The following is a 15,731-nucleotide window of genomic DNA, read 5'->3' as shown; positions in this document are numbered from 1 at the left end:
CGGGCTTTTTTATGGGCAGATCAGAAGCTGTAGGTCATGCCTACGGTATAGCGACGGCCATCCAGCACGGTGTCATACGTATCGTAGTCAATCTGCTTATCGAGCATGTTATATACACCGGCAGTAACCAGCAGGTTTTTGTTGGCGTTGTAGCGCATACCGACATCCACCTGAGTGTAGGACGGTGTGCCCTGAGACATAGACGTGCGGCTCAGGTACTCAGACGTTTTACCGCGCAGGTTCAGACGGCTCCAGAAGCCGACGTCGGGCGTCGCCTGCCAGTCCAGGGTGGTGTTGAACATGTGTTTTGGCATTTTGTTCAGTGGCTTGCCGGAGAACTGGCCGCTCTTCTGCTCGGATTCCGTATAGGTGTAGTTTGCAGTCCAGTTCACATCGCGCGTGATTTTCCAGCCGAAGGAGGACTCCACACCGCGCATATTGGCTTTGTCCACGTTGACGCGATCGCTGACGAAATCATAGCTATGATCGCCAATCGTACAGGCGGGATCGGCGCTGCTGTTACAGCGGCGAACTTCCGTAATCTTGTCCTTGAAGTCGGTATTAAACAGGGTCACACCGGCATTAAGGTTATCGTTGTTATCCCAGAGCAGGGCGAGCTCTTCGCTCAGGCTCTTCTCGGGTTTCAGATCCGGGTTGCCGACGATGATACCGTCAAGACGGCCGCCACCTGTCACCTGGCCCCAGCTGGCAGACGACTGACGCAGATCCGGCGCACGATAGCCAGCAGAAACACCGCCTTTCAACGTCCACTGATCGGCCAGGTGCCATACGCCGTAACCGCGCGGCGTCCAGTTCGTCCCGTAGTTTTGGTCTTTATCCATACGCAGGCCGCCGGTCAACGTAAAGCTTTCCGTCATTGACCATTCATCTTCGGCAAACAGGGCCCAGCTCCAGCGCGTCAGTTTGTTCAGGCCGTCAGCAGCTTCCAGCTGATTACCCTTGTCGCGCAGTTTCTCATAGCGGTACTGCCCGCCGAGGGTCAACGTATGATCGCCGAGGAAGATCTGGTTCTGGTTGTTAAAGGTGGTGTTGTAGGAACGCATTTTGCGACCTGGATTATTGGTCTCTTCCTGCTGGATATAGCTGGTGGTATTGAAGTCGTCGTAATAACCACTGTGAGTTAACGAGTAGGTCGTGTGCTCATAGCGCGAGTCGCTTTTGGTATTTGGCGTACAGGTTGTTCCCCGGCAGGTTTCAGCTGCTTTCGACATCCCCGGGGTGCTGTTTCTGTCCTGAAGCTCGCGAGCAAAGTCGAGATCGAAATCGTTCTTCTCGTCCGGCGTGAAGTTCAGCGTAATGCCACCGTTACGCATTTTCTGCTCGTTATAGCCGTTCACGATTTTATCTTCTGCGCGGCGTGACAACAGCCCCGTCACTTTTGCACCCAGCAGCCCGTCAATCAGGGGACCAGAGGCGTAGGCGTTGGTCTGGAAGATATCGCCGGAGTCATGATTTTCCTGGAAGGTTGCATCGCCATGCAACGAACCGGTCCAGGCTTTGGTGTTCGAGACTTTTTTGGTAATGACGTTAATGACGCCCCCCATAGCATCGGAGCCGTAAAGCGAGGACATCGGGCCGCGGATGACCTCGATGCGCTCAATGGACTCCAGCGGCGGCAGCCAGCCTTGTTCAATACCCGAGTTGTCGCTGTTTGGGCGGGTGCTTCGCGTACTGACGCGTTTGCCGTTCACCAGGAACAGGGTGTACTGAGAGGCCATGCCGCGAATACTGATATCACTGCTACTTCCACCGCCGGTGACGACGACGCCCGGGACATCTCTCAGGGCATCGGTAACATCACGGTAGGCTTTATCTTCAATCTGCTGTTTTGAAATCACAGAGATGGAGGCGGGGGCATTCTGGATCTTTTGTTCAAAACCCGTCGCGGTAACGACAACGGTATCCTGATCGGCTGCGTGAACGAAGGGGGAACATGTGGCAGCGCCAATGGCGACGGCCAGGAGCTTAATGCGTGGTATTGTCATTTGTACATTCCGTATAAAAATGAAAAAAACTCCATCGGGATAACCCTGAGAACTGTATGTTTTTGTCTTGTAAGAACTCTTTGAGATGGAGAAGAGCCTGGAATTGTACAAAAGAATGTAGAATTGTAAACACAAATGATAATTGAAATCATTTGTGTTTGAGTGAGGGCGACGGAAAACAGGCTGGATTCAAGCGGATAGGATTATGTAAATGAGGGGAAAGGCCCGACAGGCGAGAGGCTATCGGGCAAACAGCTGTATTTACGCGAACAAATGTGTCGCATGGAAGCGAAGATGATCTTCAATAAAGGACGCCATAAAGTAATAGCTGTGATCGTATCCCGGCTGTATGCGCAGCGTCAGCGGCCAGTCCTTCTGGCGCGCGGCTTCCGCCAGCACCGCAGGCTGTAACTGCCCGGCGAGGAACTGATCGGCATCACCCTGATCCACCAGCATCGGGATAGCGTCTTCTGGCTGGCTTGCCAGCAACAGCGCACAGCTGTCCCATTCCTGCCATTTCTCTGCATCCTCACCCAGATAGTGCGTGAAGGCTTTTTGCCCCCACGGCACCTGCGTTGGGTTCACAATCGGCGCAAATGCGGACACGCTGGTGTATTTCCCCGGATTTTTCAGCGCCATTATCAGCGCCCCGTGGCCACCCATCGAATGTCCGCTTATCGCGCAGCGCTCGCTGACCGCGAACTGAGAGTGCACCAGGGCAGGGAGTTCATCGCGAATGTAGTCATACATGCGGTAATGGCTCGCCCAGGGTTGTTCCGTGGCGTTGAGATAGAACCCGGCGCCTTTACCCAAATCGTATCCGGCATCGTCGGCCACGTCATCGCCACGCGGGCTGGTATCTGGCATCACCAGCGCAATGCCCAGTTCGGCAGCAATACGCTGGGCACCCGCTTTGGTGGTGAAGTTTTCGTCGTTGCAGGTCAGGCCTGAAAGCCAGTACAACACCGGTGGATTGTCCGCAGGGGGCAGGAAAATGCTGAACGTCATAGCACAGTTCAGCGTGGTGGAGTCGTGCCGCCAGCGCTGCTGTCGACCTTCAAAACAACGATGCTCTTCGAGCAGTTCCATGCAGGGCTCCTTATCCGAAAGACTATTCATAAAACGCATAATACAGAGTTTTCATTGACCTGTGAGCAACTTTCACTTTCGCAGGACGGCGAGATGTTGCATCATAAATTTACTTTTCTTTAACAATTGGAGCGATCATGGCGCTGCGTATCGCGCTCAGCGGATTTGTGGTTCTGGTCGTGGCGATGGGGATAGGGCGCTTCGCCTTCACGCCTCAGGTGCCGCTGATGATTGCCGCCGGGCAACTCACGCTTACCAGCGCGGGGCTGGTGGCGGCAATGAACTACCTGGGCTATCTGGTGGGGGCATGGGATGCTATGCGCGCTCATCGCTTCGTTGAAACGCGTCTCTGGCTTGGCATCACTGGCGCGGTGGCGCTGACGCTGCTCTCTGCGGCGGCAGATAATGCTGTCGTTCACGGTCTGCTGCGCTTTGTGATCGGCTGCATGAGCGGCTGGTCGATGGTGCTGATTGCCGCCTGGACCAACGAGCGGCTGGGGCAGCTGGGCAAGCCGGGGCTTAGTGCAGCCGTCTTTGCCGGACCCGGGGCCGGCATCGCCCTGAGTGGCCTGCTGGCGGTCTATATTCAGGCGAGATCCCTGTCTGCCGGCGCGGCATGGCAAATCTACGGCGTACTGGCGTTGGTGCTGATTGCGCTGGTGGCGCGCTACCTGCCGCGCGCGGGCCAGCTTCATCGCCCCGGTACCGCGCCTGAGCCGTTGCTGCTGACCGCGGATCTCAGGCGTCTGGTCTGGAGCTACAGCCTGGCAGGGTTCGGCTATATCCTCCCTGCGACCTTCCTGTCGCAAATGGCGGCGGTGCGTTTCCCGGGCAGCCTGTTTGCCCAGTTTGTCTGGCCAATATTTGGCGCCGCCTCGGTGGTGGGGATTGCGCTCAGTATTGCCCTGCGGCATACATCAAGCGCTAACCGCAGGCTGGCGATTGTTCTCTGGTTACAGGGGATAGGCGTGCTGGCGGCCTGGCTGCTGCCGGGCATTGGCGGCTTGCTGACGGGTGGGCTGCTGGTGGGCGGCGGGTTCCTCTGCGCCGTGCAGCTCTCTCTTCTGTACGGTCGCGAGCTGGCGCCAGATCATACGCGTTATATGGCGGGACTGCTTACCACCGGGTATGCCATTGGTCAGCTGATTGGTCCGGTCACGTCGGCACTCTCGACCTGGCTCACGCACCGGCTGGAACCTGCGCTGGGGCTGGCGGGGATCGCGCTGTTCGCTGGCGGAGCGTTAGTCTGGAACCGTCAGGCTGAAAGGCAACAGCAATTGCAATAATTATCGACGTGAATACTGGATTATGTGCGTCGCCTCACGCACAATGAGCGCACACTTTTGCCACAACGAGGGCAAAAGACGCCACACCTGCAGGAGAAAAGAATGTCATCACTCAGTAAAGAAGCAGCCCTTGTCCATGAAGCGCTGGTTGCGCGCGGTCTTGAAACGCCACTGCGCCCGCCCGTGCAGGAGCTGGACAATGTTACCCGCAAGAGTCTGATCGCCGGCCATATGACGGAGATCATGCAACTGCTGAATCTCGATCTGAGCGACGACAGCCTGATGGAGACGCCGCACCGCATCGCGAAAATGTACGTCGACGAAATTTTCTCCGGCCTGGATTACGCGAACTTCCCGAAAATCACCGTCATTGAAAACAAGATGAAGGTCGATGAGATGGTGACGGTACGCGATATCACGCTGACCAGCACCTGCGAGCATCACTTTGTGACCATCGATGGTAAAGCGACGGTGGCCTATATTCCAAAAGATACGGTCATTGGCCTGTCCAAGATCAACCGCATCGTGCAGTTCTTTGCCCAGCGTCCTCAGGTGCAGGAGCGTCTGACGCAGCAGATCCTGACCGCACTGCAAACCCTGTTGGGGACTAACAACGTGGCGGTGTCTATCGACGCGGTTCACTACTGCGTGAAAGCGCGTGGCGTGCGTGATGCAACCAGCGCGACTACCACCACCTCGCTGGGCGGCCTGTTCAAATCGAGCCAGAACACCCGCCAGGAGTTTCTGCGCGCCGTGCGCCACCACAACTAATCAGACAGGGCAGGGACCATGGAGCGAAACGTCACGCTCGATTTTGTTCGCGGCGTCGCCATTCTCGGTATCCTGCTGCTGAATATCAGCGCCTTCGGTCTGCCGAAGGCCGCCTATCTGAACCCTGCATGGTATGGCGACATCACGCGCAGCGACGCCTGGACGTGGGCAATCCTTGATCTCTTCGCACAGGTTAAATTTCTGACCCTCTTTGCGCTTCTGTTTGGCGCGGGACTTCAGCTTCTCCTCAAACGCGGTACGCGCTGGATCCAGTCGCGTTTAACGCTGCTGGTTATCCTCGGTTTTATTCACGGGCTGCTTTTCTGGGACGGCGATATTCTGCTCGCGTATGGTCTGGTGGGCCTGATTTGCTGGCGGCTGATCCGCGACGCGCCCGGTGTAAAAAGCCTCTTTAACACTGGCGTGATGCTCTATGTCATGGGACTGACCGTGTTATTGCTGCTTGGCATGATCGCTGATGCTTCCACCAGTCGTTCGTGGATCCCGGATGCGGCCAATCTGCAATATGAGCAGTTCTGGAAGCTGAAAGGCGGCATGGAAGCGATCGGCAACCGGGCCGATATGCTCGGCGATAACCTGCTGGCGCTGGGGGCGCAATACGGCTGGCAGCTGGCGGGGATGATGCTGATGGGCGCAGCCCTGATGCGCACCGGCTGGCTGAAAGGAGAATTTAGCCTGCGACACTATCGTCTCACAGGCGCTGGCCTGGTACTGCTCGGCGTGATGATTAACCTTCCGGCGGTGATCGTACAGTGGCATCTTCAGTGGGATTACCGCTGGTGCGCGTTCCTGTTGCAGGTGCCGCGAGAGCTGAGCGCGCCGTTCCAGACCATTGGCTATGCGGCGCTGATCTATGGCTTCTGGCCCCGGCTTTCTCGCCTGTGGATCGTCAGTGCGGTGGCCTGCGTTGGACGGATGGCGTTAAGCAATTACATCCTGCAAACGCTGATATGCACCACGCTTTTCTACCGATTCGGCCTGTTTATGAAATTCGACCGCCTGACGCTGCTGGCGTTTGTTATTCCGGTCTGGATTGTTAACGTGGTGTTTTCAGTTATCTGGCTGCGTTTTTTCCGCCAGGGCCCGCTGGAGTGGGTATGGCGACGGTTAACCGCCCTTGCGTCGGGCGTGTCATTGCGTAATACATCCAGATAACGATCTGGATCACAATCATTAACAAAACGGATGTAAGCGTTTTCATCTGTGTGAGCTTCTTCACGTAGTCTCCTCTCTCTCGCTGCCAAAATAGCCACCTTGCTAAACACAGGGGGTGTCTGTGAGTTGCTGCAATCCTTTTAAGGGTGGTGAATATGATCACCATTCGTGACGTCGCCCGCCAGGCGGGTGTTTCTGTTGCTACTGTCTCCCGCGTGCTGAACAACAGTGCGCTGGTCAGCCCTGAAACGCGTGAAACCGTAATGAAAGCCGTGACCCAGCTGGGGTACCGGCCAAACGCCAATGCTCAGGCGCTGGCGACGCAGGTCAGCGATACCATTGGTGTCGTGGTGATGGACGTGTCGGACGCCTTCTTCGGCGCGCTGGTCAAAGCGGTGGACGTCGTTGCTCAGCAGCACCAGAAATATGTGCTGATTGGCAACAGCTATCACGAGGCTGAAAAAGAGCGTTATGCCATTGAGGTACTGATCCGCCAGCGCTGTAACGCCCTGATTGTGCACTCAAAAGCCCTGAGCGATGAAGAGCTGGCTGGGTTTATGGAGCAGATCCCCGGTATGGTGCTGATCAACCGTATCGTCCCCGGTTATGCGCATCGCTGCGTCGGTCTGGATAACATCAGCGGCGCGATGATGGCGACGCGGATGCTCATCAGCAACGGCCATCAGCGCATTGGTTATCTGGCTTCCAGCCACGGTATTGAAGACGACATGATGCGCCGTGAGGGCTGGCAAAACGCCCTGAAAGAACAGGGCATTGCGCCGCTGGAGAGCTGGGTAGGTACCAGTTCACCGGACATGCAGGGCGGTGAAGCGGCAATGGTGGAACTGCTGGGGCGTAACCTTCAGCTGACGGCCGTGTTTGCCTATAACGACAGCATGGCGGCAGGTGCGCTTACCGCGCTGAAAGATAATGGCATTGCGGTGCCGCAGCATTTATCGCTGATCGGTTTTGATGATATTCCGATTGCCCGTTACACCGATCCGCAGCTGACAACGGTGCGTTACCCCATTGCGTCGATGGCGAAACTGGCGACAGAGCTGGCGCTACAGGGGGCGGCAGGGCTGTTAGATCCTGACGCAACGCATTGTTTTATGCCGACTTTAGTACGCCGCCATTCGGTCGCTATCCGACAAACTGTGGCTCCGATCACTAACTGATAACATCACGTGATGTAACCGTTTTCAATCTGTGAGTAAATTCACAGTATCTTAACAAGCCGCTGTCTATGATGTCAGCGTTTTAGAGGCTGAAACACAATGTAACGGTGATTATTCACTTTTACCGTTACCAGAATGCCTCAAACAACGAATAAAACGCATTTCTGGAGCGTTACCGAACACGGAAGCTGGACATTTTATAAGTGAACTTCGGCGATCAGTAACGTTTTATTAACATCTGCCCGCCGACCGTTTTTCACAAGAACTACCCTGCATAAAAAAAACCGGAGATACCATGAATAAGAAGGTGTTGACTCTGTCTGCTGTCATGGCAAGCATGCTTTTTGGCGCAGCAGCACACGCAGCGGATACCCGTATTGGCGTGACTATCTATAAATACGACGACAACTTCATGTCCGTTGTGCGTAAAGCAATTGAAAAAGATGCTAAATCAGCGCCAGACGTGCAGCTGCTGATGAATGACTCCCAGAATGACCAGTCTAAACAGAACGATCAGATTGACGTTCTTCTGGCAAAAGGCGTGAAAGCGCTGGCTATTAACCTGGTTGACCCGGCTGCGGCAGGTACGGTGATCGAGAAAGCACGCGGCCAGAACGTGCCGATTGTCTTCTTCAACAAAGAGCCTTCCCGTAAAGCGCTGGACAGCTACGATAAAGCGTATTACGTGGGTACTGACTCCAAAGAGTCCGGGATTATCCAGGGCGATCTGATTGCGAAACACTGGGCGGCGAACCCAAACTGGGATATGAACAAAGATGGTCAGATTCAGTTCGTTCTGCTGAAAGGCGAACCGGGCCATCCGGATGCTGAAGCTCGTACCACCTACGTTATTAAAGAGCTGAACGATAAAGGCCTGAAAACCCAGCAGCTGGCGTTAGACACCGCAATGTGGGACACCGCTCAGGCGAAAGATAAGATGGATGCGTGGCTCTCTGGCCCGAACGCCAACAAAATTGAAGTGGTCATCGCCAACAACGATGCAATGGCAATGGGTGCTGTTGAAGCGCTGAAAGCACACAACAAATCCGCCATTCCTGTATTCGGTGTGGATGCTCTGCCAGAAGCGCTGGCGCTGGTGAAATCTGGCGCAATGGCCGGTACCGTGCTGAACGATGCTAACAACCAGGCGAAAGCCACCTTCGATCTGGCGAAAAACCTCGCTGATGGTAAAGGCGCTGCTGACGGCACCAGCTGGAAAATTGAAAACAAAATCGTTCGCGTTCCTTACGTGGGCGTAGACCAGTCCAACCTGGCTGAGTTTATCGGTAAATAAGTTAACTGAATTGTCTTCACTGGGCGCAATTCGTTGCGCCCTTTTATAACGCGATATGCGAGGCCAACAAGGTATAATTATGGTCAGCACAACTACTCAGTCGTCCGGTGAATACTTGTTGGAAATGACCGGTGTTAACAAGTCATTCCCCGGTGTTAAGGCGCTCGATAATGTTAATTTAAAAGTTCGTCCTCACTCTATTCATGCGTTAATGGGTGAAAACGGTGCGGGTAAATCAACATTATTAAAATGCCTTTTTGGGATCTATCAAAAAGATTCTGGCAGCATTCTTTTTCAGGGAAAAGAGATCGACTTCCATTCAGCGAAAGAAGCGCTGGAGAACGGTATCTCGATGGTACACCAAGAATTAAACCTGGTTCTGCAACGTTCAGTTATGGATAATATGTGGTTGGGCCGCTATCCAACCAAAGGTGTCTTTGTCGATCAGGATAAAATGTATCGCGACACCAAAGCCATTTTCGATGAGCTGGATATTGATATTGACCCGCGCGCACGCGTCGGGACATTATCCGTTTCCCAGATGCAGATGATCGAAATTGCCAAAGCGTTCTCCTATGATGCGAAAATCGTGATCATGGATGAACCGACATCGTCATTGACGGAAAAAGAGGTTAACCACCTTTTTACCATCATCCGTAAGCTGAAAGATCGCGGCTGCGGCATTGTCTATATCTCACATAAAATGGAAGAGATCTTCCAGCTGTGCGATGAAATTACCATCCTGCGCGATGGCCAGTGGATTGCCACCCAGCCGCTGGAAGGGCTGGACATGGACAAGATCATCGCCATGATGGTTGGCCGTTCATTGAACCAGCGCTTCCCGGATAAAGAAAACAAGCCGGGCGAAGTGATTCTGGAGGTGCGTAACCTGACCTCACTGCGTCAGCCGTCCATCCGCGATGTCTCTTTCGATTTGCACAAGGGCGAGATCCTTGGTATCGCAGGGCTGGTGGGCGCTAAGCGCACCGATATCGTGGAAACCCTGTTTGGTATCCGTGAGAAAGCCGAAGGCACCATTACCCTGCACGGTAAGAAAATCAACAACCATAATGCCAACGAAGCCATTAATAATGGTTTTGCGCTGGTGACGGAAGAGCGGCGTTCCACCGGTATTTACGCTTATCTTGATATTAACTTTAACTCGTTAATTTCTAATATTCGCAATTACAAAAACAAGGTCGGGTTGCTGGATAATTCCCGCATGAAGAGCGATACCCAATGGGTGATTGACTCCATGCGCGTGAAAACGCCGGGCCACCGCACGCAAATTGGCTCACTCTCGGGAGGGAACCAGCAGAAAGTTATTATTGGTCGCTGGCTATTAACCCAGCCTGAAATACTGATGCTGGATGAACCTACGCGCGGTATCGACGTGGGTGCAAAATTCGAGATTTACCAGCTGATCGCAGAGCTGGCGAAAAAAGGTAAAGGGATCATTATTATTTCTTCCGAAATGCCGGAATTGTTAGGGATCACAGACCGTATTCTGGTTATGAGCAATGGTCTCGTTGCCGGTATTGTTGAAACCAAAACGACAACGCAAAACGAAATTTTGCGTCTTGCGTCTTTGCACCTTTAAGATCAGGGGCTCCTCATGAGTGCGTTAAATAAAAAAAGTTTTCTCACTTATCTGAAAGAAGGCGGTATTTACGTTGTTCTTTTAGTCTTGCTGGCGATAATTATTTTCCAGGACCCAACGTTCTTAAGTCTGCTGAACTTAAGTAATATTCTGACCCAGTCTTCCGTACGTATTATCATCGCACTGGGCGTGGCAGGGCTCATCGTTACCCAGGGGACAGACCTTTCGGCAGGGCGCCAGGTGGGTCTGGCGGCGGTTATTGCGGCAACCCTGTTGCAGTCGATGGAAAACGCCAACAAGGTGTTCCCGGAGATGGCGACCATGCCGATTTTCGTGGTGATCCTGATCGTATGCGCCATCGGCGCGGTAATTGGCCTGATTAACGGCATCATCATTGCTTACCTGAACGTGACGCCATTCATCACCACGCTTGGCACGATGATCATCGTTTATGGTATCAACTCCCTGTACTACGATTTCGTCGGCGCGTCTCCAATCTCTGGCTTCGAAAGCGGCTTCTCGACCTTCACGCAGGGGTTTGTTGCGCTGGGCAGCTTCCGTCTCTCCTATATCACCTTCTATGCGCTGATTGCGGTGGCGTTCGTCTGGATCCTGTGGAACAAAACCCGCTTCGGTAAAAACATCTTTGCTATCGGCGGCAACCCGGAAGCGGCGAAAGTCTCCGGCGTCAACGTGGCTCTGAACCTGCTGATGATTTATGCCCTGTCCGGTGTGTTCTACGCCTTCGGCGGGATGCTGGAAGCAGGCCGTATCGGCTCTGCCACCAACAACCTCGGCTTTATGTACGAGCTGGATGCGATTGCGGCCTGCGTGGTCGGCGGCGTCTCCTTCAGCGGCGGCGTGGGTACCGTGCTGGGCGTGGTGACCGGTGTGATCATCTTCACCGTGATCAACTACGGCCTGACCTACATCGGCGTCAACCCGTACTGGCAGTACATCATCAAGGGCGCGATCATTATCTTCGCGGTTGCCCTGGATTCACTGAAGTACGCGCGTAAGAAATAAGTTCTTCAGAATGGAAAGGCCCGCTCACGTAGCGGGCCTTTTTTTGCCCGGTGGCGCGACGCTTACCGGGCCTACAAAATCGCGATCGTAGGTCGGGTAAGGCGAAGCCGCCACCCGACATCAGTTATTACTTCTTCTGCATTTCCAGCAGCTGCTCCGGCGTCACCGCCGGATAACCTTGCGCATTTTCAGGCACTTCGTGCATCGTTGGGATCGGCACCAGCGGGCCTAAAAAGCGCGGTTCACGCTTGAACAGGTACAGGTCAGCCAGCGCGCCAAAACGGGCGCCAAACTCGCGTACGCGCACGCTCAACATATCCTTTGGCGACGGCACGGCGTAGCACTGGGCCTGGATCCCCATATGCAGGGCGATAAACAGCGCCCGCTCGCAGTGGAAACGCTGGGTGATGATGATGAAATCGTTGGTGTCGAACACCTTGCGGGTACGCACGATGGAATCAAGCGTGCGGAATCCGGCGTAGTCGAGCACGATATCGGCCGGGTCGACGCCTGCGGCAATCAGGTCTTTGCGCATCGTCACCGGCTCGTTATAGCTTTGCAGCGCGTTATCGCCGCTCAGCAGCAGATAGTTCACCTTGCCGCTGTTATAGGCGTTCAGCGCGCCCTGAATACGATACCGGTAATACTGATTGATGACGCCGGTGCGGTAATACTTGGCGGTGCCAAGCACCACGCCAACCTGGCGGTAGGGGAGGTCCTGTAGGTCGTCAAAAATGTAGGGAGCTGTTTTCCAGCTCATCCAGCGGTCGAGACCCAGCACGATCAACAGCAGTATGCCGACCAGGACAGACAGGCTGTAAAACACGCGCTTTAACATGCAGATGGCTCGTACCGATGATGAAATTTCCCTCAGGCTACTGTACCCGCCTGGTTAGCGCAAGAAACAGCGATTCAACTGAGGGGTTTTTCGTCAGACTGGCGGGCAAATTTGCCCGCCGAACAGATTATGCTAGCAGCACGCGGTCGATGGTTGAACAGCCCAGCGCTTTCAGCGTGGCTGCGGTCGCGTCCCACTGGATCAGCGGTGCATCGGCCTTTTCAGCGAGGATCGCGCGCTGAATATCCGGGTAGTCATACCCGTTCAGGCTGAGCAGGTTCAGGGCGCCCTGGAGCGGAGGCAGCGTCGGGTTAAACGCGGCGTTCTCTGCATAGCTGCCGCTGAAGATGCGGCCGTCGCGGCACTGAAGGGCGACGCCGCTTGGTGATTTGCTGTATGGCGTGTGGCTTTTATTGGCGGCGGCAATGGCCGCTTCGCTGAGCGCATCCCCTGAGAGCGCGTAACCGTGGTCCTGCTCATCCATCAGCAGGGTTTTGATCTCAAGATCTTTAGGGCCAAAAGCATCCGGCAGGTAATCACCCAGCGTATGCGGCGCGCGTCCCGGCAGGTTGATACGCAGTTCGAGACCGCTGTTCAGCTCATTCATAAACTGGCGGCAGTGGCCGCAAGGGGTATAGTTGACGGTGATGGCGCGCAGGGCCTTTTCGCCGCGCAGCCAGGCGTGACTGATGGCACTCTGCTCCGCATGAACGGTTTGCTGCATGGTCGCACCGAGAAACTCCATGTTCCCGCCGAAGTACCAGGTCCCGCTCACGCCGCGCGCAATTGCGCCTACGTTAAAATGGGAAAGGTCAGCGCGGGCGCAAGCAGCCGCCAGCGGCAGCAGGGCGAAAGCCAGCGCGTCTTCGTCCAGCCCCGTTGCCTGTTTAAGCGTCGTGACCTGATCTGCCGTCAGCAGGGCGGGGAAATGCGCATCCGCCAGAACCGGAGCCAGGGCTGATTGCAAATTCTCTGCAAGCTGAGAGAAAGCAGCTTGAAAACGTGGATGCATGACGTTGCCTCATCAAGGTTAATGGATCGGTAGTGTACGGAGCCGTACGGCCTTTATATGTGATCCAAATCTCATTATGTATGCAACTTATGAAATGAAAATGAAATTTGCGCGACGCATCGCAAATTTTAGCCCATTACTGCCAGAATAATCGGGAAGATAAACGGCGCGAGCAGGGAGGTTATAATCCCGCAGATCACCAGTGCCAGCGAGCTGAATGCCCCTTCCTGATAATCCAGCTCCGCGCAGCGTGCGGTGCCCAGCGCGTGCGAGGCGGTACCCATCGCCAGACCGCGCGCCGCTTTGGTCCGAATTTTCATGATATTCAGCAGTGTATGACCAAACACCGCGCCCAGGATACCGACGAAAATCACGCACACGGCGCTGATGGCCGGAATGCCGCCGATGCTGCCGCCCACGGCCATGGCAATCGGCGTAGTAACGGATTTAGGCAGGATAGAGGCGGCGATCTGCGGCGATGCGCCCATCAATAAGGCCACCGAGGTACCGGTGATCATCGCAACAAGGCTACCCACAAAGCAGATGGTTATGATGGATTTCCAGCGCGCGCGGATCTGATGCAGTTGCTCATATAAAGGAAACGCCAGCGCCACCACGGCAGGCTGCAACAAATCGTTGAGGATCTTGCTCCCGGCGAAGTAACGTTCATAAGAAATGCCGGTGAGCAGCAGAAAAGGAATAATCACCACCATGGCGACCAGCAGCGGGTTGAGCAACGGCATTTTGAAACGAACCGCAAGCTTACGCGCAGCAAAGAACACCACCAGGGTTAACGGCAGGGACCACCAGATATTCGCCATCATTTTTTTGTTTTCTCCCCGATGACCTTACGTTCGCCATGCACAATGTGTGAGCTCCAGCTGACGACCAGGAAAACTACCAGCGTACTGATGGCGCAGGAGACCACTATCGGGCCGAACTGCGCCTTAAGCACATCGTAATACTGCATAACCCCAACGCCGATAGGCACAAAAAGCAGGGCCATATAGCGAATGAGAACGAAGCACCCCGGGTTGACCCATTTCGCGGGCAGCACCTGTAATGCCAGCAGCACAAACAGGATCAACATGCCGATAATGCTGCCGGGGATGGTAATAGGCAGCAGCGACGCGATAAAAATGCCGGCGTACAGGCAGGCATAAATCAGGACGAAGGCGCGAAGGTATTGCCAGATAGTATTCAGTGATTTGCTCATGGTGAAAGTCCTTGCTGAGACGTATTCATCATACAATTAAACCTGAAAATGTGCCACGGATCACATCATGAATTTTGGGCATACCAGACATTCCAGAATGGAACGCCGGGCTTTCAACATACATAGAGAGCAGCTACTATAGCGCGTCTTTTTTCACAGGTACTCAGAATGCGTGTTTTACTGGCCCCGATGGAAGGCGTGCTCGACTCTCTCGTGCGCGAGCTGCTTACCGAGGTGAACGATTACGATCTCTGCGTGACGGAGTTTTTGCGCGTGGTCGATATGTTGCTGCCAGAAAAATCATTTTATCGTCTCTGTCCGGAACTGCATCGTCAGAGCCGCACCCCCTCCGGTACGCTGGTGCGCATTCAACTGCTCGGCCAGTATCCTGAGTGGCTGGCGGAAAACGCCGCCCGCGCGGTAGCGCTTGGCTCGTACGGTGTCGATCTTAACTGCGGCTGTCCGTCAAAGCTGGTCAACGGCAGCGGCGGCGGGGCGACGTTACTCAAAGATCCGGAATTGATTTATCGCGGCGCAAAGGCCATGCGTGAGGCGGTGCCATCGCATCTGCCGGTGACGGTCAAAGTGCGTCTGGGATGGGACAGCGGCGACAAGCAGTTTGAAATTGCCGACGCGGTGCAGCAGGCGGGCGCCACCGAGCTGGTGGTGCACGGGCGAACCAAAGAGGATGGTTATAAAGCCGAGCGCATTAACTGGCAGGCGATTGGCGAGATCCGCAAACGGCTTACTATTCCGGTGATTGCTAACGGCGAAATCTGGGATTATGAGAGCGCGCAGGCCTGCCTCAAAGAGACCGGCTGTAATGCCGTGATGATTGGCCGCGGTGCGCTGAACGTGCCGAACCTCAGCCGGGTGGTGAAATACAATGAGCCGCGGATGCCGTGGGCGGACGTGGTGAAACTCCTGCAAAAATACACGCGGCTGGAAAAGCAGGGCGATACCGGGTTGTATCACGTCGCGCGCATTAAGCAGTGGCTGAGTTATTTACGGAAAGAGTACGACGACGCGCTGGGATTATTTCAGGAGATCCGTACGCTACAGACGTCGGCGGATATTGCCCGTGTGATCCAGTCGAAGCACTGAGCGAAGTGTGAATACGTTTGCCCGGCGCGGAGCCGGGCAAACGTATCAGAAAATCATTTTGAATACACCGGTTACCACCAGCAGCCCTATCAGAAATATAATCAAAATAACCCACAATAATATTTTCATTCGCTT

At 54.7% G+C, this 15,731-nt stretch carries 14 protein-coding genes; 8 read left to right on the top strand and 6 right to left on the bottom strand.

All coding sequences use genetic code 11. The annotated features are described in order from the left end of the window. Positions 1–20 precede the first annotated feature (20 nt). A complete protein-coding gene (locus ACQG0S_RS14735; protein ID WP_048966255.1) occupies positions 21–2,006 on the bottom strand; it encodes a ligand-gated channel protein in 1,986 nt (661 codons plus the stop codon). Positions 2,007–2,267: 261 nt separating this feature from the next. Next, a complete protein-coding gene (gene fghA / locus ACQG0S_RS14730) occupies positions 2,268–3,095 on the bottom strand; it encodes an S-formylglutathione hydrolase (protein WP_038416422.1) in 828 nt (275 codons plus the stop codon). A gap of 137 nt (positions 3,096–3,232) precedes the next feature. On the opposite strand from fghA, the gene ACQG0S_RS14725 reads away from it, so the two are divergent. The 7 genes from ACQG0S_RS14725 to mglC all read left to right on the top strand — a co-directional run bounded on the left by ACQG0S_RS14725 (position 3,233) and on the right by mglC (position 11,426). After that, entirely contained in the window at positions 3,233–4,381 is a 1,149-nt protein-coding gene (locus ACQG0S_RS14725; protein ID WP_022648697.1) for a YbfB/YjiJ family MFS transporter, read from the top strand. Between the two features lie 102 nt (positions 4,382–4,483). Further along, the gene (gene folE, locus ACQG0S_RS14720) at positions 4,484–5,152 is read left to right on the top strand and encodes a GTP cyclohydrolase I FolE (protein ID WP_017383384.1); all 669 of its coding nucleotides are present in this window, start codon (positions 4,484–4,486) and stop codon (positions 5,150–5,152) included. Between the two features lie 18 nt (positions 5,153–5,170). Beyond that, the gene (yeiB, locus tag ACQG0S_RS14715; RefSeq protein WP_022648696.1) at positions 5,171–6,328 is read left to right on the top strand and encodes a DUF418 domain-containing protein YeiB; all 1,158 of its coding nucleotides are present in this window, start codon (positions 5,171–5,173) and stop codon (positions 6,326–6,328) included. Between the two features lie 155 nt (positions 6,329–6,483). Beyond that, positions 6,484–7,506, top strand: a complete 1,023-nt coding sequence (gene galS, locus ACQG0S_RS14710) for an HTH-type transcriptional regulator GalS (protein ID WP_048966254.1) — start codon at positions 6,484–6,486, stop codon at positions 7,504–7,506. 295 nt (positions 7,507–7,801) lie between these two features. Then, positions 7,802–8,800, top strand: coding sequence for a galactose/glucose ABC transporter substrate-binding protein MglB (mglB, locus tag ACQG0S_RS14705; protein WP_022648695.1), 999 nt, complete (start codon positions 7,802–7,804; stop codon positions 8,798–8,800). 79 nt (positions 8,801–8,879) lie between these two features. Next, complete coding sequence (mglA, locus tag ACQG0S_RS14700; protein ID WP_048966253.1) at positions 8,880–10,400, top strand: galactose/methyl galactoside ABC transporter ATP-binding protein MglA; 1,521 nt, start codon at positions 8,880–8,882, stop codon at positions 10,398–10,400. 15 nt (positions 10,401–10,415) lie between these two features. Beyond that, positions 10,416–11,426 carry a galactose/methyl galactoside ABC transporter permease MglC gene (gene mglC / locus ACQG0S_RS14695; RefSeq protein WP_022648694.1) on the top strand — a complete coding sequence of 337 codons (1,011 nt, stop codon included), beginning with the start codon at positions 10,416–10,418 and terminating at the stop codon, positions 11,424–11,426. A gap of 127 nt (positions 11,427–11,553) precedes the next feature. Here mglC and sanA read toward each other — a convergent pair whose 3' ends face one another. From sanA to ACQG0S_RS14675, 4 genes are all read right to left on the bottom strand, one after another. Beyond that, positions 11,554–12,264 carry an outer membrane permeability protein SanA gene (gene sanA, locus ACQG0S_RS14690; RefSeq protein WP_022648693.1) on the bottom strand — a complete coding sequence of 237 codons (711 nt, stop codon included), beginning with the start codon at positions 12,262–12,264 and terminating at the stop codon, positions 11,554–11,556. Positions 12,265–12,391: 127 nt separating this feature from the next. Then, positions 12,392–13,276: a cytidine deaminase gene (gene cdd / locus ACQG0S_RS14685; RefSeq protein WP_169441234.1), complete on the bottom strand. Its 885-nt coding sequence runs from the start codon at positions 13,274–13,276 to the stop codon at positions 12,392–12,394. A 128-nt stretch (positions 13,277–13,404) separates the two neighbouring features. Then, entirely contained in the window at positions 13,405–14,100 is a 696-nt protein-coding gene (locus ACQG0S_RS14680; protein WP_022648691.1) for a CidB/LrgB family autolysis modulator, read from the bottom strand. Next, positions 14,097–14,492 carry a CidA/LrgA family protein gene (locus tag ACQG0S_RS14675; RefSeq protein ID WP_022648690.1) on the bottom strand — a complete coding sequence of 132 codons (396 nt, stop codon included), beginning with the start codon at positions 14,490–14,492 and terminating at the stop codon, positions 14,097–14,099. Before ACQG0S_RS14675 ends, ACQG0S_RS14680 begins: the two co-directional genes overlap by 4 nt. A gap of 168 nt (positions 14,493–14,660) precedes the next feature. Between ACQG0S_RS14675 and dusC the strand changes: the two genes are divergently transcribed. Continuing rightward, complete coding sequence (dusC, locus tag ACQG0S_RS14670; protein WP_048965914.1) at positions 14,661–15,596, top strand: tRNA dihydrouridine(16) synthase DusC; 936 nt, start codon at positions 14,661–14,663, stop codon at positions 15,594–15,596. Positions 15,597–15,731: the final 135 nt, after the last annotated feature.

Origin of the sequence: Enterobacter cloacae complex sp. 418I7, from assembly GCF_050030705.1 — a bacterium.
GTDB classification, from domain to species: domain Bacteria; phylum Pseudomonadota; class Gammaproteobacteria; order Enterobacterales; family Enterobacteriaceae; genus Enterobacter; species Enterobacter intestinihominis.
The sequence above is the reverse complement of the archived record's forward strand: the minus strand, read 5'-3'. Positions and strand labels throughout refer to the sequence as shown.

Excerpts from the sequence above, each read along its gene's own strand:
- fghA (WP_038416422.1), bottom strand. The coding sequence starts at position 3,095 with ATGGAACTGCTCGAAGAGCATCGTTGTTTTGAAGGTCGACAGCAGCGC.
- mglB (WP_022648695.1), top strand. The coding sequence starts at position 7,802 with ATGAATAAGAAGGTGTTGACTCTGTCTGCTGTCATGGCAAGCATGCTT.
- yeiB (WP_022648696.1), top strand. The coding sequence starts at position 5,171 with ATGGAGCGAAACGTCACGCTCGATTTTGTTCGCGGCGTCGCCATTCTC.
- ACQG0S_RS14725 (WP_022648697.1), top strand. The coding sequence starts at position 3,233 with ATGGCGCTGCGTATCGCGCTCAGCGGATTTGTGGTTCTGGTCGTGGCG.
- ACQG0S_RS14735 (WP_048966255.1), bottom strand. The coding sequence starts at position 2,006 with ATGACAATACCACGCATTAAGCTCCTGGCCGTCGCCATTGGCGCTGCC.
- dusC (WP_048965914.1), top strand. The coding sequence starts at position 14,661 with ATGCGTGTTTTACTGGCCCCGATGGAAGGCGTGCTCGACTCTCTCGTG.
- sanA (WP_022648693.1), bottom strand. The coding sequence starts at position 12,264 with ATGTTAAAGCGCGTGTTTTACAGCCTGTCTGTCCTGGTCGGCATACTG.
- galS (WP_048966254.1), top strand. The coding sequence starts at position 6,484 with ATGATCACCATTCGTGACGTCGCCCGCCAGGCGGGTGTTTCTGTTGCT.
- ACQG0S_RS14675 (WP_022648690.1), bottom strand. The coding sequence starts at position 14,492 with ATGAGCAAATCACTGAATACTATCTGGCAATACCTTCGCGCCTTCGTC.
- folE (WP_017383384.1), top strand. The coding sequence starts at position 4,484 with ATGTCATCACTCAGTAAAGAAGCAGCCCTTGTCCATGAAGCGCTGGTT.
- ACQG0S_RS14680 (WP_022648691.1), bottom strand. The coding sequence starts at position 14,100 with ATGATGGCGAATATCTGGTGGTCCCTGCCGTTAACCCTGGTGGTGTTC.
- mglA (WP_048966253.1), top strand. The coding sequence starts at position 8,880 with ATGGTCAGCACAACTACTCAGTCGTCCGGTGAATACTTGTTGGAAATG.
- mglC (WP_022648694.1), top strand. The coding sequence starts at position 10,416 with ATGAGTGCGTTAAATAAAAAAAGTTTTCTCACTTATCTGAAAGAAGGC.
- cdd (WP_169441234.1), bottom strand. The coding sequence starts at position 13,276 with ATGCATCCACGTTTTCAAGCTGCTTTCTCTCAGCTTGCAGAGAATTTG.